Source organism: Tahibacter soli, assembly GCF_025717065.2.
GTDB lineage: Bacteria > Pseudomonadota > Gammaproteobacteria > Xanthomonadales > Rhodanobacteraceae > Tahibacter > Tahibacter soli.
In genome coordinates, this window is sequence record NZ_JAOVZO020000017.1 from 188279 (window position 1) to 206900 (window position 18622).

20 protein-coding genes and 1 pseudogene are annotated in these 18622 nt (G+C 69.3%); 11 read left to right on the top strand and 10 right to left on the bottom strand.

The features are described 5' to 3' along the window. Positions 1 to 13: 13 nt before the first annotated feature. Positions 14 to 988 carry a cysteine synthase A gene (gene cysK / locus OD750_RS12030; protein ID WP_263545478.1) on the top strand — a complete coding sequence of 325 codons (975 nt, stop codon included), beginning with the start codon at positions 14 to 16 and terminating at the stop codon, positions 986 to 988. A gap of 119 nt (positions 989 to 1107) precedes the next feature. After that, complete coding sequence (locus tag OD750_RS12035) at positions 1108 to 1962, top strand: hypothetical protein (protein WP_263545479.1); 855 nt, start codon at positions 1108 to 1110, stop codon at positions 1960 to 1962. 2 nt (positions 1963 to 1964) lie between these two features. Here the strand turns inward: OD750_RS12035 and OD750_RS12040 are convergent, their stop codons facing one another. Together OD750_RS12040 and OD750_RS12045 are read right to left on the bottom strand one after the other, a co-directional pair. Beyond that, positions 1965 to 2720, bottom strand: a complete 756-nt coding sequence (locus tag OD750_RS12040) for a hypothetical protein (protein ID WP_263545480.1) — start codon at positions 2718 to 2720, stop codon at positions 1965 to 1967. Positions 2721 to 2798: 78 nt separating this feature from the next. Beyond that, positions 2799 to 3182 (bottom strand): RidA family protein, encoded by a 384-nt coding sequence (locus OD750_RS12045; RefSeq protein WP_263545481.1) that lies wholly within the window; start codon positions 3180 to 3182, stop codon positions 2799 to 2801. A 114-nt stretch (positions 3183 to 3296) separates the two neighbouring features. Between OD750_RS12045 and OD750_RS12050 the strand changes: the two genes are divergently transcribed. Beyond that, complete coding sequence (locus tag OD750_RS12050) at positions 3297 to 5075, top strand: vWA domain-containing protein (RefSeq protein ID WP_263545482.1); 1779 nt, start codon at positions 3297 to 3299, stop codon at positions 5073 to 5075. Here the strand turns inward: OD750_RS12050 and OD750_RS12055 are convergent. Then, entirely contained in the window at positions 5059 to 5661 is a 603-nt protein-coding gene (locus OD750_RS12055; protein ID WP_263545483.1) for a YiiX family permuted papain-like enzyme, read from the bottom strand. The two genes, OD750_RS12050 and OD750_RS12055, sit on opposite strands and share 17 nt — an antisense overlap. Positions 5662 to 5702: 41 nt before the next feature. On the opposite strand from OD750_RS12055, the gene OD750_RS12060 reads away from it, so the two are divergent. Continuing rightward, complete coding sequence (locus tag OD750_RS12060) at positions 5703 to 6509, top strand: alpha/beta hydrolase (protein ID WP_263545484.1); 807 nt, start codon at positions 5703 to 5705, stop codon at positions 6507 to 6509. Here the strand turns inward: OD750_RS12060 and OD750_RS12065 are convergent. Beyond that, entirely contained in the window at positions 6464 to 7417 is a 954-nt protein-coding gene (locus tag OD750_RS12065) for a glucose 1-dehydrogenase (RefSeq protein ID WP_272841936.1), read from the bottom strand. The two genes, OD750_RS12060 and OD750_RS12065, sit on opposite strands and share 46 nt — an antisense overlap. Before the next feature lie 64 nt (positions 7418 to 7481). Between OD750_RS12065 and OD750_RS12070 the strand changes: the two genes are divergently transcribed. From OD750_RS12070 to OD750_RS12080, 3 genes are all read left to right on the top strand, one after another. Beyond that, the gene (locus OD750_RS12070) at positions 7482 to 8291 is read left to right on the top strand and encodes an SDR family NAD(P)-dependent oxidoreductase (protein ID WP_263545486.1); all 810 of its coding nucleotides are present in this window, start codon (positions 7482 to 7484) and stop codon (positions 8289 to 8291) included. Continuing rightward, positions 8288 to 9337, top strand: a complete 1050-nt coding sequence (locus tag OD750_RS12075) for a saccharopine dehydrogenase family protein (protein ID WP_263545487.1) — start codon at positions 8288 to 8290, stop codon at positions 9335 to 9337. Before OD750_RS12070 ends, OD750_RS12075 begins: the two co-directional genes overlap by 4 nt. A 92-nt stretch (positions 9338 to 9429) precedes the next feature. After that, positions 9430 to 10005 (top strand): TIGR00645 family protein, encoded by a 576-nt coding sequence (locus OD750_RS12080; RefSeq protein ID WP_263545488.1) that lies wholly within the window; start codon positions 9430 to 9432, stop codon positions 10003 to 10005. Here the strand turns inward: OD750_RS12080 and OD750_RS12085 are convergent, their stop codons facing one another. Continuing rightward, a complete protein-coding gene (locus OD750_RS12085; protein WP_263545489.1) occupies positions 10006 to 11385 on the bottom strand; it encodes a M61 metallopeptidase family protein in 1380 nt (459 codons plus the stop codon). A 244-nt stretch (positions 11386 to 11629) separates the two neighbouring features. Here OD750_RS12085 and OD750_RS12090 point away from each other — a divergent pair, with 244 nt between their 5' ends. Beyond that, complete coding sequence (locus tag OD750_RS12090; protein WP_263545490.1) at positions 11630 to 12322, top strand: outer membrane beta-barrel protein; 693 nt, start codon at positions 11630 to 11632, stop codon at positions 12320 to 12322. A gap of 67 nt (positions 12323 to 12389) precedes the next feature. Here the strand turns inward: OD750_RS12090 and OD750_RS12095 are convergent. After that, a pseudogene (locus tag OD750_RS12095) lies at positions 12390 to 13000 on the bottom strand (DUF1579 domain-containing protein). Between the two features lie 111 nt (positions 13001 to 13111). After that, positions 13112 to 13993, bottom strand: a complete 882-nt coding sequence (locus OD750_RS12100) for a LysR substrate-binding domain-containing protein (RefSeq protein WP_263545491.1) — start codon at positions 13991 to 13993, stop codon at positions 13112 to 13114. 83 nt (positions 13994 to 14076) lie between these two features. Here OD750_RS12100 and OD750_RS12105 point away from each other — a divergent pair, with 83 nt between their 5' ends. Both OD750_RS12105 and OD750_RS12110 read left to right on the top strand, forming a co-directional pair. Then, positions 14077 to 14661, top strand: a complete 585-nt coding sequence (locus OD750_RS12105) for a LysE family translocator (RefSeq protein WP_263545492.1) — start codon at positions 14077 to 14079, stop codon at positions 14659 to 14661. Beyond that, positions 14658 to 15245: an NADPH-dependent FMN reductase gene (locus OD750_RS12110; protein WP_263545493.1), complete on the top strand. Its 588-nt coding sequence runs from the start codon at positions 14658 to 14660 to the stop codon at positions 15243 to 15245. Before OD750_RS12105 ends, OD750_RS12110 begins: the two co-directional genes overlap by 4 nt. Here the strand turns inward: OD750_RS12110 and OD750_RS12115 are convergent. The 3 genes from OD750_RS12115 to OD750_RS12125 are packed head-to-tail and all read right to left on the bottom strand — an operon-like array spanning position 15191 to position 16426. Continuing rightward, on the bottom strand, positions 15191 to 15610 hold the full coding sequence (locus OD750_RS12115) for a GFA family protein (protein ID WP_263545494.1): 420 nt from the start codon (positions 15608 to 15610) through the stop codon (positions 15191 to 15193). The two genes, OD750_RS12110 and OD750_RS12115, sit on opposite strands and share 55 nt — an antisense overlap. After that, a complete protein-coding gene (locus OD750_RS12120; RefSeq protein WP_263545495.1) occupies positions 15607 to 16092 on the bottom strand; it encodes an SRPBCC family protein in 486 nt (161 codons plus the stop codon). Before OD750_RS12120 ends, OD750_RS12115 begins: the two co-directional genes overlap by 4 nt. Next, a complete protein-coding gene (locus tag OD750_RS12125; RefSeq protein ID WP_263545496.1) occupies positions 16076 to 16426 on the bottom strand; it encodes an ArsR/SmtB family transcription factor in 351 nt (116 codons plus the stop codon). The genes OD750_RS12120 and OD750_RS12125 overlap by 17 nt, the downstream gene beginning before the upstream one ends. Positions 16427 to 17027: 601 nt before the next feature. On the opposite strand from OD750_RS12125, the gene OD750_RS12130 reads away from it, so the two are divergent. After that, the gene (locus tag OD750_RS12130) at positions 17028 to 18614 is read left to right on the top strand and encodes a 2-isopropylmalate synthase (protein ID WP_263545814.1); all 1587 of its coding nucleotides are present in this window, start codon (positions 17028 to 17030) and stop codon (positions 18612 to 18614) included. Positions 18615 to 18622 lie beyond the last annotated feature (8 nt).

Here is an 18622-nt window from a genome sequence, read left to right on the forward strand (position 1 = left end):
GGAAGCCCTGGCCATGATCTACGACAGCATTCTCGACACGATCGGCAACACGCCTGTCGTCAAACTGCACCGCATCGCGCCGAAGCACGTCGACCTGTACGTCAAGGTCGAGGCGTTCAACCCGGCCGGTTCGGTGAAGGACCGTCTCGCGCTCGCGATCGTGCTCGACGCCGAGCGCCGCGGCGTGCTCAAGCCCGGCCAGACGATCGTCGAGGCGACGTCCGGCAATACCGGCATCGCGCTCGCGGCGGTCGCGGCGGCGCGCGGCTACCCGTTCGTCGCGGTCATGACCGAAACGTTCTCGATCGAGCGGCGCAAGCTGATCCGCGCCTACGGCGGCAAGGTGATCCTGACGCCCGCGGCCGAGCGCGGCACCGGCATGGTGCGCAAGGCCGAAGAGCTCGCGGCGAAGCACGGCTGGTTCCTCGCGCGGCAGTTTCAGAATCCGGCGAATCCGGCGTGGCATCGCTCCACGACCGGGCCGGAAATCCTGCGCGACTTTGCCGGCAAGCGCCTCGACTATTTCGTCAGCGGCTGGGGTACCGGCGGCACGATCACCGGCGCCGGCGAAGTGCTCAAGCTCGCGCGGCCCGACATCCGCATCGTCGCGAGCGAACCCGCCGGCGCGGCGCTGCTGTCGGGGCACGAATGGAAGCCGCACAAGATCCAGGGCTGGACGCCGGATTTCCTCCCCGACGTGCTCAGCCGCACGATCGCCGACGAGATACTGCCGGTCGACGACCTCGTCGCGCGCGACACGGCGCGTCGCCTCGCGGCCGAAGAGGGCGTGTTCGTGGGGCTATCGTCCGGCGCGACCGTGGCCGCGGCACTGCGCGTCGCCGAAACCGCGCCGTCGGGTTCGGTCATCCTCGCGGTGCTGCCCGACACCGGAGAGCGCTACTTGTCGACGATACTGTTCGAAGGCGTCGCCGAGGGCTCGGACGACGAATGGCTGGCCGGTCTCGACGCGAAGGCGCAGGCGGCGTAGCGCGACAGACCGCTCGCGGCGGTCCGCCGCGGGCGCGTTCGGATCGCCGATGCACCGGCGTTTCCCGGGGCGTGGCACGATCGTCGTGCCGCGAGACTCGGGCCGCACCGGAGCACCGCATGACAACGCGTCGATTCGCCACGCTGTGCACGATCGCGCTGCTCGGCGCATGCCGATCCGGTCCGCCGACGCCGGCCGACTACCGCGCGCTCGGCGAAATCGCGTCGGGCGACGCGCGATTCGAAGTGCGCGACGCGTACGTCTGGCGCCAGCCGGTCGGCGACGCGACGACCGTGCTCCTGGCCGACCGCACGTTGCCCGAGCTCCCGGCCGACGACGCCTGGGCCGTGGTCGATCTCGCGCTGCTGCTCGCGTGGTCTCAGACGCCGCACGCCGAGCTCGCGCTCGACGGTCGCGGCGAGCTCACGCGCGTGTATTCGAGCAGCGGCGGGCGCGGGTCGAGCAACGCGGCGTGCGACGGCAATCCCGGCGCGTGCGACGCGTCGGTCCTGTACGTCGGCAGCGATGCGATCGACGCGAGCTACGCGTTCGGCAAGGAATACGACGCGACCGTCGTCGCGCCGATCCATCGGCAGTCGCAGGTGCAGGTCGCGATGATGGACCGCTCGTCCGACCGCATGCCGCGCGAGGCGAGCGTCAAGCGCGTCGACGATCACGACCGCATGGCCGAACGCTACTCGCGGGTGCGCGCCGCGCTCGACCAGAACTCGGCGATGGCGTTTCTCGAAGCGAACGGCTATGACAAGCCGACGCGCGAGGCGCTGGCCGCGTTCGACGGCATCGCCGGCGGCGTGCAGTGGCTCAAGCAGCAGTGTCCGCAGGCGACGTCGTTCGAAGGTTTCGGCAACGACGGCGCGTTCGGTTCGCTGCTGGTCAGGAGCGGCGAGCGCGAGATGGCCGTCTACTTCATGCGCCGCGGCGACGAATGGCTGCTGCACAGCTGTGGCGAGTAGCGCTATTTTTTCTTCCTGCGCGCGTCGCGTTCCGCGCGCTCCGCCGCATGCTCCTCGCGAATCTTCTTCTGCACGACATACGGCGCCCACAGCGCGAACGCCTCGCCGGCGAGCAGCACGCACCACATCAGTTCGGCGCGGTTGCGGCGCGAGGCGTCGGCGGCGACGAGAAACCCGAACCCCGCGACGATCAGCACGAACAGCCGCAGGCCGAGGCTCAGCGAGCCGAGAAAGACGAACGGCGGACCTTTGCGGCGATACGCGGCGACGTCGCCGGCCGTCGCCGCGACGAGTCCCACGCCGGCCGCGAGCATCGGCCAGAGCATGCCCTGCACGCGCACGTAGTCGGCGATCGTATTCACGGTGAGCATCAGCTGGCGGTCGAGGCCGATCTGCGCGCGGTCGGCGCGAAACCACGACCACGCGAGAAACACGATCGCGACGATCGCCCAGAAGCGCACGCCGGAAACCACCTCCTTGCGGAACTGCGCGTCGCGTACGACCGTCGCGGCGAGCGCGAAGCCGATCAGCACGCCCGCGGCGATTTCGCCGGCCATCGGCAGGAGCAGCGCGCCGGCGGTCGCGCCGCGATGGTGGATCGCGTGCCAGGTGAATCCGAACACGAGCGCGAGCGTCGCCACGCGCAGCCCGATCGACAGCGGCTCGGGCTTGGGCCAGCGCTCGAGCATCGCGGCTTCGAACGCGGCGTCGCCGACGGGATCGTTGCTGACCGGCCTTGCGGATTTGCGGCGTGACACGGCAGCCCCCTTGATGCGCGACAGGCTACCGAACGTCGCGGTGCCGGTCGATCGAACACGCCCGTGCCGCGGCCGCGTTCACGCCGCGGCGATCGCCTCGATCTCGAGCAGCCACGCCTCGTCGTAGATGCCGGCGATGACGACGGTCAATGCCGGCGTGCGCGCGCCGAGCACCTCGCGGCGAATCGCGCCGTTCGCTTCGCGATAGCGCCGGTCCGACAGATACGTCGTCACTTTCACGAGATGGTCGAGACCGAGGCCGGCCGCCGCGAGCTGCGCCTCGACGTTGCGCCACACGAGCCGGCACTGCGCGTCGAAACCGGCCGGCACGTCGCCGCCCTGCGCGACCGGAATCTGCCCGCTGACGAAGAGCAGGCGTTCGCAGCCGCGAACGTCGACGGCTTGCGCGTACGAGCCCGACGCGGCCGGCGCGCCGCTCGCGTTGATCGATCGGATGTCCATCGGCCGATGCTACGCGACCGTGCGCCCGCCGCGACGCGCGGCGCGACGAGCCGTGCGAACCCCGCGGCGGAACCCGTGCCGTTGCATGCCCCACACTCACGAAGGAGCACGCCGATGCGCAGCAATCGTCTGACCCTGGCCGTCGCGACGGCCCTGACCCTCGTCGTCGCCGGCTGCGCCGAGCGTTCCGAGCCGAAGCGCGACGCCGTCGCGGTGCTGGTGCAGGGCAAGCAGCAGCCCGCGCCGCCGCCGGCCGACGCAAAGGCGAAAGACCAGGACGAGCAGAAGCTCGAATCGATCGTCGTGACGGGCAGCCGCATCCGCGCGGTCGACCTCGAAACCGCGCAGCCGGTGGTCGAAGTCGACCGCCGCGCATCGCAGACGTTCGCGCCGGCCCCGATGGTGCAGGCGCCGGCGCGGGGCGGCATCGCCTTGCCGCAGAACACCGAGCGCTATCAGGACCACGCCGACAATCCCGTGCACCGCGCGGCCGAAGAGCCGGTCTCGACGTTTTCGATCGACGTCGACACCGGCAGCTACGCGAACGTGCGCCGCATGCTCACGGACGGGCAGCTGCCGCCGGCCGACGCGGTGCGCGCCGAGGAATTCATGAACTATTTCGACTACGGCTACGCGCCGCCGGCGACGCGCGAGGTGCCGTTCCGCGTGACGACCGAAGTCGCGCCGGCGCCGTGGAACGCGCAGCGGCAGCTGATGCTCGTCGGTATCAAAGGCTACGAAGTGCCGAAGTCGCAAATTCCCGCGGCGAACGTCGTGTTCCTGATCGACACGTCGGGCTCGATGGACGAACCGAACAAGCTGCCGCTGCTGCGCGACGCGTTCAAGCGCATGGTGCCGAACCTGCGCGCGCAGGATCGCGTCGCGATCGTCGTCTACGCCGGCAGCGCGGGGCTCGTGCTCGAACCGACGCCGGGCGACCGGCACGAGCGCATCGTGGCGGCGCTCGACTCGCTCGCGGCCGGCGGTTCGACCAACGGCGGCGCCGGCATCGCGCTCGCGTATACGCTCGCGCAGCAAAGCTTCATCAAGGGCGGCGTCAACCGCGTGATCCTCGCGACCGACGGCGATTTCAACGTCGGCACGACCGACGATGAGGCGCTGAAGACGCTCGTCGCCGAGAAGCGCAAGTCCGGCATCGCGCTGACCACGCTCGGTTTCGGCGAAGGCAACTACAACGACCAGCTGGCCGAACAGCTCGCCGACGTCGGCAACGGCAATCACGCGTACATCGACACGCTGGCCGAAGCGAACAAGGTGCTCGGCGACGAGCTGTCCTCGACGATGCTCACGATCGCCAAGGACGTGAAGATCCAGGTCGAGTTCAATCCCGCGCTCGTCGCCGAATACCGGCTGATCGGCTATGAAAACCGCGTGCTGCGCGGCGAGGATTTCAACAACGACAAGATCGACGCCGGCGAGATCGGTGCGGGCCACGACGTCACGGCGCTGTATGAAATCACCCTCGTCGGCTCCGGCGGCGAGACGAGCGACGCGCTGCGCTACGGCGCGAAGCCGTCGGCGCCGGCTGCCGACGCCAACGAGCTTGCGTTCGTGAAGCTGCGCTACAAGCAGCCCGACGCGGACGTCAGCAAGCTCGTCGCGTTTCCCGTCAGGCGCGACGCCGTCGCCCGCGAGGCCGGCGAAAACCTGCGCTTCGCCGCGGCGGTCGCGGCGTTCGCCGACCGCCTGCGCGGCGGCTCGCATCTGGGCGATTTCGACTTCGCCGCGATCGGGCGGCTCGCGGGCGGTGCGCAAGGCCGCGACGCGTCGGGCTATCGCGGCGAGTTCGTCCGGCTGGTCGACCGCGCGGCGAGCCTGTCGGCGACGCCGGTGGCGGCCGTGCAGATCGCGGAACCTACGGCGCGACGGTAACGAGCAGCGGACTGTCGAACATCGCCTGCGGCGAGATCACGGTCTCGCCGAGCGGAATCTTCGCGCCGTAGCGCTCGGCCAGCTTCGCCTTGACGATCGGATCGTCGAGGTCGAAGTCGGCCAGGCGCTGCGTCGCGCCGATCTCGACGCCGAGCGCTTCGCGGTACGCCTTCCACACGAGTTCGGAACAATAGATGCGCGTGTCGGACCATTCGAACGCGAGATCGTACGGGCGTCCCTCGAAGCGCAGCGCGGCCTTGCGCAATCGCTGCATGGCTGCGGCGTCGAGCTTCATGTCCGCATCGCGCCAGCGTTTGACGACGTAGCGGCCGCCTTCGCCGCGCGCGATCCAGCGGTCCAGCGGCGTGTAGCGCACCGGATTGACCGCCTCGTACACGAACGGCTTGCCGTCGCGGTACAGGATCATGCCCATGTGGCTGTAGCGCGAATGCGTCGCGCGCTGGATCGCCGCGCTCTGGTTCGACCGCGACGTGTGGAAGATGATGTCGCCGTCGCGCAGCGGTTGCGCGCGTGCGGTGCAACTCGACACGACCACGGCTAAACCGACGATGACCCAGGGCCGCATGCGAACTATCCGTTGCGAAAGACCGCGGGCATCATAGCCGCATGCGCCGACTCGCGATCATCGCCCTCGTTGCCGCGTGCTGCGCGTATGCGCTGTACGCCGGCCTGTTCTGGCGCCAGCAGCGCTACCTGTTGTTTCCGATCGCCTCGCCCGAGCGTCATGCGCTGCGCGCGCCGCTGCCGCAGTACGGCCGGCTCGTCGAGCTGCCCGCTTCGTTCGGTACCGCGCGCGCGGTGTTCCTGCGCGGCCCGCAAGGCGTCGCGCCGGCCGTCGTGTACACGCACGGCAACGGCGAGATCGTCGACCAGCACGTGCGCGGCTTCGACGCGATTCGCGCGCTCGGCTTCCACGTGCTGCTCGTCGAATACCCGGGCTACGGCGGCGCCGACGGCGAGACGAGCCTTGAGAACATCGCACAGGCGTCGGTCGCCGCTTACGACTGGCTCGTACGTCAGCCCGACGTCGATCGCGAGCGCGTCGTCGCGATGGGCAAGTCGCTCGGCGGCGCCGCGGCGGCCGAACTGACGCGGCATCGGCCGGTGCGCGCGCTGGTGCTGCAGTCGACGTTCACCGCGGTCGCCGACTTCGCGTCGCAGCTGTATCTGCCGGCGTGGCTCGTGCGCGATCCGTTCGACAGCGTCGCACGCCTGCGCGCGTTCGCGGGGCCGGTGCTCGTCACGCACGGGCGCCGCGACGAACTGATTCCGTTCGCGCACGGCGAGCGGCTCGCGGCCGCGGCGCGCGCCGCGACGTCGCGCTGGTACGACTGCGGGCACAACGACTGTCCGTACGAGGGGGCGGACTATCTTGCACTGCTGGGCAACTTTCTGCAGAAAGCGGTGAAGTAGATTCTTGAACCCTCTCCCCCGAGCTTGCTTGGGGGAGAGGGCAGGGTGAGGGGGCGACGCTCGGCTCTGCCTCGCGCTCGACGAAGTGCGAAGCGTCGCCCCCTCACCCCGACCCTCTCCCCCGACACGGTCGGGGGAGAGGGAGTTTCAAGCCAGATACCCCCGTCCACCGCAAACGACGCCCCGGTGATATACGCCGCGGCCGGCGTGCACAGAAACGCGATCGTCGGCGCGATTTCGTCCGGCTGCGCGGCGCGGCCGAGCGGAATCGCGCGCAGCAGCGGTTTCAGGATATCGGGGTTCTGCGTCAGGGCGCTCGCGAACTTCGTGTCGGTCAGACCCGGCAGCACCGCGTTGACGCGCACGCCGTGCGGCGCGAGTTCGCGCGCCCAGCCCTCGGTCATCGACAGGATCGCGGCCTTCGAGAACGAATAGACGCCCTGGCCCGGCGCCGCGCGGCGGCCGTTCACCGACGCGACGTTGACGATCGCGCCGCCGCGCTCGCGCATGCGCCGCGCGGCCTGTTGCGTCATGTAGAAGTAGCCGCGGATGTTGACGTCGACCGTCTTGTCGTACGCGGCGAGCGACATGTCGAGCATCGGCCCGAAATACGGGTTCGCCGCGGCGTTGTTGACGAGAATGTCGAGCGGCGTACCGCGCGCGTCGATCGCGGTATACAGTGCGTCGATCGCTTCGATTTCGCCAATGTGCGCGGCGAGCGCTTCGGCGCTGCCGCCGGCGGCGCGTATCTCGCCCACGACGGCTTCGCAGGCGTCGACACGGCGGCTCGAGACGATCACATGCGCACCGAATGCGGCGAGGAGCCCTGCGGTCGCCGCGCCGATGCCGCGGCTGGCGCCGGTCACGAGGGCGGTCTTGCCGGTCAGGTCGAACAGGGTGTCTTTCATCGCGTCCTCGACATTCAAACGGGCGTATGGAGAATCGAAGCCTATCGCAGCAAGGGGAAGAATGATGCAGCCAGGTCGCGTTCTGATCACGGGTGCGGGCAGCGGCCTCGGCCGCGCGCTCGCGTTGCGCTATGCGAGCGCAGGCTGGCGCGTCGGTGTCGCCGACATCGTCGGCGAACGCGCCGAACTGGTCGCCGGCGAAGCGCGCACGCTCGGCGCGACCGCCGAGGCGTTCGTCGTCGACGTCGGCGACGACGCGTCCGTCGACCGTCTGCGCGACGCGGCGCTCGCCAAACTCGGCGGCATCGACCATCTGATCAACAACGCCGGCGTCAGCTCGGCCGGCAGTGTCATGGAAACGTCGCTCGACGACTGGCGCTGGATGCTCGACATCAACCTCATGAGCGTCGTGCGCGGCTGCCGGGCCTTTCTGCCGGCGATGGTCGCGCAGCAGCGCGGACACATCGTCAACACGGCCTCGTTCGCCGGCATCGCGTGCGCTTCGGGCATGGCGGCGTATTCGACCGCCAAGGCCGGCGTCATCGCGCTGTCCGAATCGCTGCGCGCCGACATGGCGGTCGCGCAGACCGGCGTGAACGTCTCGGTCGTCTGCCCGTCGTTCTTCCGCACGAATCTGCTCGAGAACTGGCGCGGCCCCGAACGCGCGCGGACGATGGCCTCGAAGCTGATGGACCGCGCCGGCGAAACGGCGGACGACATCGCCGGAGCCGTGTACGACGGCGTGATGGCCGGCCGCTTCATGATCGTGCCGACCTCGCCCGAGCGCACGCGCTGGCGGCTCAAGCGCTTTTTCCCGGAGTTCTATTTCCGCAAGCTGGTGCAGGCGCTGCGCGAGGCGGGCCGCACGCTATGAGCGAACTGCTGATCTACGGATCGAACGGCTACACCGGCCAACTGATCGTCGCCGAAGCGCTGAGGCAGGGTCTGCGGCCGGTGCTGGCCGGCCGCAACCGCGACGCGGTCGACGCGCAGGCGCGCGAGTTCGGCCTCGACGCGCGCGCGTTCGCGCTCGACGACCCCGACGTCATCGTGCGCGGCATCGCCGGCGTGCATCTCGTGCTCAACTGCGCCGGCCCGTTTTCGCAGACCGCGGCGCCGATGCTCGAGGCGTGCCTGGCCAACCATGCGCACTACCTCGACATCACCGGCGAAATCGACGTGTTCGCGCTGTGCCATCGCGCGCACGACCGCGCGAAGGAAGCCGGCATCGTCGTCGCGCCCGGCACCGGCTTCGACGTCGTACCGACCGACTGCACCGCGGCGATGCTCAAGCGCAAGCTGCCGGGCGCGACGCACCTCGTGCTCGCGTTCGAAGCCGGCGGCGGGCCGAGCCCCGGCACGGCGAAGACGAGCGTGGAGGGCCTCGCCAAGGGCGGCCGCGCGCGCATCGGCGGCGACGTCGTCGAAGTGCCGCTCGCGTGGAAGTCGCGCACGTTCGACCGCGACGGCGTGCCGCGCAGCGCGATGACGATTCCGTGGGGCGACGTGTACACCGCCTACGTGTCGACCGGCATTCCGAATGTGGAAACGTATATGGCCGTGCCGCCGTCGACGATCGCGCATGTCAGACGCCTGCGCTGGTTCAAGCCGCTGCTGGGCCTCGGCTTCGTGCAGTCGTTCATGAAGAAGCGCATCGACGCGAACACGCCCGGGCCATCGGCGTCGCGGCGCGAGGAAACCGACTGTCGCGTCTGGGGCGAGGCGCGCAACGCCCGCGGCGAGGTTGCGGCGCTGTCGCTGTCGGCGCCCAACGGCTATGCGCTGACGGCCACGGCGTCGGTCGGCATGGTGCGCGCGGTGCTCGCCGGCACGCGGCCGGGCGGCTTCTACACGCCGTCGATGCTGATGGGCGCGGACTACGTGCTGAGCCTGCCTGGGGTGACGCTGCATTCCGCCTGAAGGCGTAGCGTCGTCGGGGAACCTCATCCGCGGCGCGGATGTCATACGCCGCCTGTTAAACTTCCCGGTCCCCTCCGACCCGCCCTCAACCCATGTCCGAACTCAGAAACCGGAACCTCGGGCCGCTGCCGGCCCTGATCTTCTCGTCGCGCTGGCTGCAGCTGCCGCTGTACCTCGGCCTCATCATCGCCCAGGGCGTCTACGTCGTGCAGTTCTTGCGCGAGCTGTGGCATCTCCTGGAGACCACCATCCTGCACGGCGGCCTGTCCGAAGCCGCCGCCGCGGCCGGCCAGACGGCCGAAACCGCGATCATGCTCACCGTGCTGGGCCTGATCGACGTCGTGATGATCTCGAACCTGCTCGTCATGGTCATCGTCGGCGGCTACGAAACGTTCGTGTCGCGCCTGCGCCTGGAAGGCCATCCGGATCAGCCGGAATGGCTCTCGCACGTCAACGCCGCGGTGCTCAAGGTGAAGCTTGCGACGGCGATCATCGGCATCTCGTCGATCCACCTCCTGGCCACGTTCATCAAGGCCGAAAAGCTCGACGAAAAAACGATGCTGTGGCAGACGCTGCTGCACCTGACGTTCGTCGTGTCGGCCGTCGCGATCGCGTGGGTCGACCGCATCATGACGCCGCCGTCGAAAGTCGCGCGCGAGCATCACTGATCAATCGCGAGGCGGTCGCATGATCGCCTCGCGTATCGCCGCATCCGGTGCGCCGTCGTCGTAGCGCAGCGCGCCGGCCTCCCTGACGATGCCGAGCGCCGCGTACAGCGGCGCGAGATCCGGAAAACCCTTGCGCGCGTCGGCCTCGCGCCAGCGACGCGCGAATACGTCGGTGCCGGCGAGTTCGTCGAGTTTCGCCACGAACGCCTCGGGCTCCCACGCGCGCATGCGCGCAAGGCAGCATTGTTGAAAACGCGACAGGGCCACGTCGACGCCGAGCTTGCCGCGGCTCGCGCGGCGCAGTTCGACGTCGACGCCGAGCCAGTACGCTGCGCCCGCCCAGTACACGCGCATGTAGGCGCCGCGCGCATGCATGTCAGCGGTGATGTCGTGCAGCGTCATGTCGGCGCCGCGGGCTTTCATGCCGCGGCCGAAGCCGGCGTCGAGCAGGCGCCACGCCTGATCGGACGTCAGCTGGCCGGCGCGCGCGCGCAGCACGTTCTGCCAGTAGCTCGCGAGTCCTTCGGCGAGCCACGCGCCCGACTCGCCCAGGTACGGATGCGCGACATGCGACATCTCGTGGATCGCGGTCCAGTCGGCGACGAGTTCTTCGACGGGTCGCTTGGGGTCGACGTAGATCGTCAGCGCCTGGCCCTGGCCGCGCGTCGACTGCCCGAAGCCGACCGCGCCGCCGCGCGTCTTCGACGCGATCAGCTTCACCTGGATCTCATCGAGCGGCAGCCGGCCGTATGCGGCGAGGGCGCCGCGCACGACGGTGCGCATCCACTGCGCCATCTTGTCGGCCTCGTCGCCGCTCATGCCGCCGAGCGCGGCGATGCGCAGCACGCCGCCGGGCACCGTCACGTCGCGTTCGGGAAAGCGGCCGACCGCGACCATGCCCGCCCAGTCGTCGGGCGTCGCGGGAATGCGATAGCGACGCAGGCCCTCGCGGTCGGGCAGGCGCGTCCACGGCGTGGAAAACGCGTAGCCGCCGGGCAGGCGCAGCGTGGCGTCGGCCGGTGCGCCGGCATCGGTCGCGACGAGCCACTGCATCGGCGAAACGACGAGATCGCCGCCCACGCGCGCGCCGACGTCGCGCGCCTGCCGGTCGGCGAGGGCGCCGAGCGACACCGTGTACGCGAGGCATTCGCCGGCCTTCCAGTCCGCCGCGTCGAAGCCGCGTCCGCGGCGCGCGAGCGTGCCGCCGCGTTCGCGTGCGAGATCGTCGAGATTGGCCGCCGCGCCGGGGTCGAGGCGAAAGCGGCGCAGCGGCGCGGCTTCGTCGACGCAGACGCGGACGCGCATGCGCTCGTCGGCGGCATAGTCGAGTTCGTAGCGCACGGCCGCGGCCGGTGCGGCGGAAAGCGCGAGCAAAACCATGAGTGATGTCGGCATGAATCGATAGACCGCGAAACCGCGCATTCGGCTTTCGCCCCGATGATGAACCGGCTGCGCGTTCGGTGGTACCGTGCGCGCCGGCGGCGCTTGTGGCGTTGCGAATCGTCGAATTTCCCAATTGCGACAATGTCTTGGCGAGCCCGTGCCCGCCGGATGAGGGATTTTCCGGTCTTTCGCGTCCTTGGAGGAAGGCGCATGGACTTTCACGCACCAACACGGAGCAGACATGAATCACAAGCTGGTTTGCGCGGCGCTCGCCGCGGTTCTCGCAGGTACCGCGCACGCGGCCGACACGGGCTTCTACGTCGGCGGCGGCGTCGGCCAGTCGAAGTATTCCGACGATCTCGGCAATCAGGTGCGCCAGGCCTACGTCGGCCACACGGGTTTCGCCGTCACCGCGGTCGATCTGACCGACGACTCGGACACGGCCTACAAGATCTTCGGCGGCTATCGTTTCCTGCCGTGGCTCGGCGTCGAGCTTGCGTGGAACGATCTCGGCGAAGCGCGCAGCCACTACGTGCTGCACTCGCTCGTGCCGCTGACGAACGCCGACGCGATTCTCGACGGCCGCTACCAGGTCAAGGGTACGAGCCTGACCGTGTTCGGCGAACTCGCGTTCAACGACACGTTCTCGGGCATCGCGCGCGTCGGCGTGTTCGACGCGAACGTCGACTACGTGGAAACCGGCCTGCAGGCCTCCGGCGAACCGTGGTACTTCAAGGCGCCGGACGACAGCAGTACGAAGACGACCATCGGCCTCGGCGTGAACTGGCGCGTGACGCCGAACGTCGACCTGCGCCTCGACTACGACCGCTACCACGACATCGGCCGCCGCTTCGCGCTCAACGAAACCGGCAACGGCCGCTTCGACTACATCGACGTCGCGTCGCTGAACCTCGCGTATCGCTTCGGACAGTAAGCCCGCGCCGCGTTCGCCGCGGGGCATCGACGAAAACCCCGGCTTTCGCCGGGGTTTTCGTTCGCGCTCACCGGCGCGTGTACGTGATTTCCATCGTCTTGGCTTCGTTGCCGTCGTGCGTGTCGTACCAGTCGAACACGTAGTGATCGTCGTCGACGACGCGGAACACCTGGCGTACCTTCGTGCTCGTGCCGGGCTTCATCGGTCGGGCATCGAACCGTGGAACGTGTACGTCTTCTTCGCCGTGTCGTACGTGCCGTACGCGAGCCAGAATCCGGTCGACATCGAATCGATCCACGTCGAGAAGAACTGGTTCTTGAGGTTCTCGAAGCCGAGATAGCCCTGGCCTTCGAACTTCGCGCCGTTGAACTCGCCTTCCTGTCTGAACACGAGATAGCGGCCGTCGTACATCGGCGCGACGTTCATCGTGCCGGTGCTTTCCTGCGGCGGCGCCTTCGGGTCCATCCACATCTTCGTCGCGCTCGTCCAGTTGCCTTCGAAGAACTTGAGCTGCTTGTGCTCGGCGCGGATCTCGCTCATGCGCGCCCAGGCTTCCATCATCGCCTGCTGCTCGGCGCTCATGGCCGGTGCCGCCGCCGGCTTCTTGTCGTCCGCGCCGGCGCCCATCGACGCCAAAGCCAGGACCGCCGCGAGCGCGGCCGTCTTCGTCTTCGTCATGGTTGCTCTCCCGTTGCCCGTCAGGGGCGGGCCGATGCTACGCCTCGCGCATGACCGCGCAAAGTATCGACGTGGCGAAGTGGACGCGCCGTTGCGCGATCGCCCCGATGTTCAACCGGCCTCGGCCTTGAGCCGCTCGACGACGTCGAGCACGGCGCGGCGCCGCTGCAGCCGTCGCGGCAGCACGAGCCAGTACGCGTTCGGCACGGCGACGTAGCGTTCGCCGAACGGACACATGAGCCGCCCGGCCAGGATGTCGGCCGCTGCGAGCCGGCCGCGTGCGAGCGCGACGCCGAGTCCTTGCGCGGCGGCCTGCAGCACGAGATCGGACGAGGCGAAGCGCGCGCCTGTGCGCGTGTCGGCGCCGTTTCCGCCATATGCTGCGATCCATACCGGCCACGCGGCCTGCGGATCGCGATCGTGCAGCAGCGCGAGGCGCTTCAGGTCGCGCGGCGTGCGCGGCCGGCCGTGCCGTTCGTAGTACTCGGGGCTCATGACCGGAAACAGCGTCTCGTCCATCAGCGGCGTGCACTCGAGACCGGGCCACGGGCCGCGACCCATGCGAATGGCGATGTCGACGCCGGCCGCGGCGAGGTCGTCGAGGCCCTGATTCAACAGCACCGATACCTCGACGCCGCCGGCCTGCAGCGCGGCCAGACGCGGCAGCAGCCAACGCGCGCCGAACGACGGCGTCGTGGACAGCATGACGCCGCGGCCGTCGCGGTCCTCGCCGATCGCGTCGACGACGCTCGCGATGCCGGCTAGGCCGTCGAGCGTCGCCCGCGCGAGCGCGCGGCCCTGCGGCGTGACGTTCAACGCCGCGCGACCGCCGGCCGGTTCGATCAGGCGCACGCCGACGCGCTTTTCGAGTTCGGCGATGTGCCGGCTGATCGACGAATGCGCGATGCCCAGCTCGCGCGCGGCCGCGCGCACGCCGCCGTGTTCGACGGCGAGCGCGAATGCGCGCAGTGCGGCCAGCGGCAGGTCGTTCATGGTCGCAAAGATAGACCATTCTTCGCCTCAATTCGACCAGCACTTCGGGCGAGACTGGCGCTCCGGATCGCACAGGAGTCGCCATGAACACGTACTACGCCGTCGCCGCGCTGATCGCGCTCGGCGCGCTCACGCCCGGTCCGAACAACCTCGTCGTGCTCGGTGCCGGCGCGCGCGGCGGACTCAAGGCGGCGCTGCCGCCGATCGCCGGCATCGTCGCCGGATCGCTCGCGATGCTCGCCGTCGTCGCGGCCGGCCTGGCCTTGCCGCTGTCGTCGCCGCCGGCGCGAGCGCTCGCCGCGCTTGCGGGCGCCGCCTACCTCGCCGCGCTCGGCGTGCGTCTGCTGCGTGCACGGGCCGCGACGGATGCATACGCCGCCGCGCTGCCGCGCAACGCCGCCGGCCTGTTCGCGTTCCAGTTCGCGAATCCGAAAGCGTGGCTGCTCGCCGCGAGCGTCGTGGCGCTCGCACCGTCGCGCGATGCCGTGCTGTTCACGCTGTACGCCGCGATACCGGCCGTTTCGCTCGCGCTATGGGCCGGCGCCGGCGCGATGCTGGCGCGCTGGTTCCAGGCGCATCGGCGCGGCGTGGACATCGCCAACGGCGTGCTGCTGCTCGCGTTCGCGGCGTTCCTCGCGGTTGAAAATATCATGAAGATTTCGCTGTGAAGAAGGCCCTTTCGATACTCGGCATCGCCGGCAGTCTGCGCCGCGATTCGCTCAACCGGCGCCTCGTCGATGCCGCCGCCGCGCTCGCGCCGGACGACGTGACGATCGCGCGCTACGACGCGCTCGGCGCCGTGCCGATGTTCGACGAAGACGTCGAGGCGGCCGGCGAACCGGCGGGCGTGCGCGCGCTGCGCGACGCGGTCGCCGGTCTGCTGATCGCGACGCCGGAGTACAACCAGTCGTTTCCGGCGGTGCTCAAGAACGCGATCGACTGGCTGTCGCGCGGCGACGAGATGCTGGCGGGCAAGCCGGTGGCGCTCGTCGGCGCGACCGCGGGCCGCTGGGGCACGCGGCTTGCGCAGGCGGGGCTGCGTCAGGTGTTCGCGGCGACCGAATCGCTCGTTATGCCGTCGCCGATGCTGTTCCTCGCCGGCGGCGAAGCGCTGTTCGATGCGCAGGGCCGCCTGCGCGGCGACGAGCACGCGCGTCTTGCGCACTTCGTCGCCGCGTTCGCCGCGTGGACGCGGCGCTACCAGCCGATCGTGTTGCCGCTGCCGCCGAAATCCGTCGGCGCGTCGGCGTAGTGCGGCAGGTCGTCGACGACCGGATTGACCGCGTAGCGGCATTGAATATGAAACGCCGGCTTCGACACGCCCGGCGGCAGCCGCGCGCCGTTCACGCCGATCTGGTCGAACGCCGTCACTTCGGCGAACACCTGTATGCCGCACCTCGCGCAGCGATGGCGCGGCAGCGCGCGCAGCTTCCAGGTCTCGAGCGTGCCCCGCAGCACCGTCACGGCCGACTTCGGAAACAGCGCGACCGATACGTACGCGCCGCCGCTGACGGCCTGGCAGTCGTCGCAGTGGCAATAGAACGCGATGTCCGGCGCGCCTTCGAGGCGAACGCGCACGTCGCCGCACGCGCAGGCGATGTCGGTCGAGGTGCTCATGCGGCCTCCTGGAGTTTGCGCACGTAGTCGCCGAGCTGATCGAAGCATTCGAGCCAGCCTTCGTTGTGATCGTCGCGCGCCTTGGGGGTCGAGAACACGCCCTGTCGCATCGTCACGCGCGTCTTGCCGTCGACCGGTTCGAACCGCACGACGATCGTCGTGACATGGCCCGGCTTGCCGTCGGCGTCGTCCCACGCCTGCGTGAAGACGAGCCGTTCGTTCTCGACGACTTCCTGGTACACCTCGGTCGCCCAGTATTCGGCGCCGTCGCGACCGCGCATGCCGCAGCGCGACGTGCCGCCGGGCCGTACGTCCATCTGGCAGAAGAACAGCTCCAGCCCGTCGGGCGCCGACCAGCGCTTCGCGTGTTCGGGCGTCGTCCACACGGTGTAGACGAGACCGGGCGGCGCGTCGAAGACGCGGACGATTTCGAGCACGCGTTCGGCCGGTTCGGCCGGCACGGGGTCATTCCTTGCGGACATCGGATGTCTCCTTGGATTGCAGTTCGGCGAGATAGCCGTCGAGTCGGTCGAAGCGCGATTCCCAGAAGCGGCGGTACGTCGCGAGCCATGCGTTGACGTCGGCGAGCGGACCGGCCTGGAGCCTGCACGGACGCCACTGCGCGTCGCGGCTGCGCGAGATGAGGCCCGCGCGTTCGAGCACCTTGAGGTGCTTGGAGATCGCCGGCAGGCTCATCGAGAACGGCTCGGCCAGCGCGGTGACCGAGGTCTCGCCGTCGGCGAGGCGCGCCAGCAGGGCGCGGCGCGTCGGGTCGGCGAGGGCGGCGAGCGTGAGGCTCAGCGGGTCGGGGGGCATGAATTAAACCGATTGGTTAATTTCGTGATTGGTTAAATACTCGGAGCGCCGGGTGTTGTCAACGGCCGCAATGTGCCGCGACCCGTGCGGGGCCTCCGATGCCCGTCATCCCAGCGCAAGCTGGGATCCAGTTTTTTGCGTTAAGAAGCAACGGCTGGATCCCAGCTTGCGCTGGGATGACAAACCCCGGGGTCGCATGCATTTGCACGTCCATACGTCCAGACGTCCAAACCCAGGCAACGACGCCAAAAACTACATAAGCACCGGAATTTGACGAATCAGTGCTCCATTGCGCCGATATCGGTCAAAAATACGCCCCGTAATTGACAGCCCCACAGAATCGCAACTAGCTTCGGGTCCATGACGCAGCGCAACAGCCACGACCAGAACCGCACCGCCGAGCTCTCGCTCGGTCTTGCGATCCTGCGTGCGCAGAGCGTCCGAATTTCGCTCGTACTCGTCCTCGTACTTCTTATTACCTCCGGAGGTGCGGGTTAAGGGCGCGCGAGTCTGAAACACCAGACGAACGAAACCAGAACCCCGCCTCCGGCAACGGAAGCGGGGTTTTTTTATGCCCGGCCCGCGAACAGCGGCCATGCAGATGACAAACCCCGACAACACGCAAGCCCCCGACGACACGCGAGTACGCGTGTTCGACACGACGTTGCGCGACGGCGAGCAGGCGCCGGGTTTTTCGATGACGCGGGCGCAGAAGCTGCGCCTCGCGCACGCGCTCGCCGAACTCGGCGTCGACGTGATCGAGGCGGGCTTTCCGCAGGCGTCCGACGGCGACTTCGCGTCGGTGCAGGCGATCGCCCGCGATGTGCGCGGCAGCCGCATCTGCGCGCTCGCGCGCTGCCAGACCGGCGACATCGAAACCGCGGCGCGCGCACTCGAACCCGCGACCGCCGCGCGCATCCACGTGTTCATCGCCACGAGTCCGCTGCACCGCGAGCACAAGCTCGGCATGTCGAAGGCGCAGGTGATCGACGCCGCCGTCGCCGCCGTGCGCCGCGCGCGTGAACTGTGCACCGATGTGGAATTTTCCGCCGAAGACGCGATGCGCAGCGAACCGGACTACCTCGCCGAGGTGTTCGCCGCCGTCATCGAGGCCGGCGCCACGACGCTGAACGTGCCCGATACCGTCGGCTACACCACGCCGGCGGAAATGGGCGAGCGCATCCGGTATCTCAAAGCGCACGTACGCGGCATCGAGCGCGCCGTGCTGTCGGTGCACTGCCACGACGATCTCGGCATGGCGGTCGCCAACAGTCTTGCCGCCGTCGCGGCCGGCGCGCGCCAGGTCGAATGCACGCTGACCGGCATCGGCGAGCGCGCCGGCAACGCCGCGCTCGAAGAAGTGGCGATGGCGCTGGCGACGCGCGCGGAACTGTTCGGCGCGGCGACGAACTTGAAAACGCCGAAGCTGTATCCGACCGCGCGCCTCCTCGCGCAGATCACCGGCCAGCCGATTCCGCGCAACAAGGCGATCGTCGGCGAGAACGCGTTCGCGCACGAGTCGGGCATCCACCAGCACGGCATGTTGAAGCATCGCGGCACGTACGAAATCATGCGGCCCGAAGACGTCGGCTTCGCGCGCTCGCAGCTCGTGCTCGGCAAGCACAGCGGGCGTCACGCGCTGCGCGAACGGCTTGCCGCGCTCGGCCACCAGCCGGCCGACGCCGAACTCGACCAGATCTTCACGCGCTTCAAGACGCTCGCCGACAAGAAGCGCGAAGTGTTCGACAGCGACCTCGAAGCGCTCGCGCTCGGTCGCGACGGCGAAGCGCTCGGCCCGTGGCGCATCGTGCAGTTGAACGCGACCTCGCACCTGGGCGGCAGCGGCTCGGCGTCGGTGCGCCTCGCGCACGAGGACGGCCGCGGCGCGAGCGAAGCGGCGATCGGCGACGGTCCGGTCGACGCCGCGCTGCGCGCGATCGGCCGCGCGGTCGGCCAGACGTTCGAACTCGTCGACTTCAACATCCGCGCGCTGTCCGAAGGCGGCGACGCGCAAGGCCAGGCGACGCTCGGCGTGCGCCACAACGGCAAGGAACTGCGCGGCCGCGGCGTGTCGACCGACATCGTCGAGGCCGCCGCGCTCGCGGCGCTCGAAATCGCCAACCGTATCGAGCGCGCCACACCCGCATCCACCGCAACGACCCCGCTAGCCGCGGTCAACGACCGCTGAGGAACGAC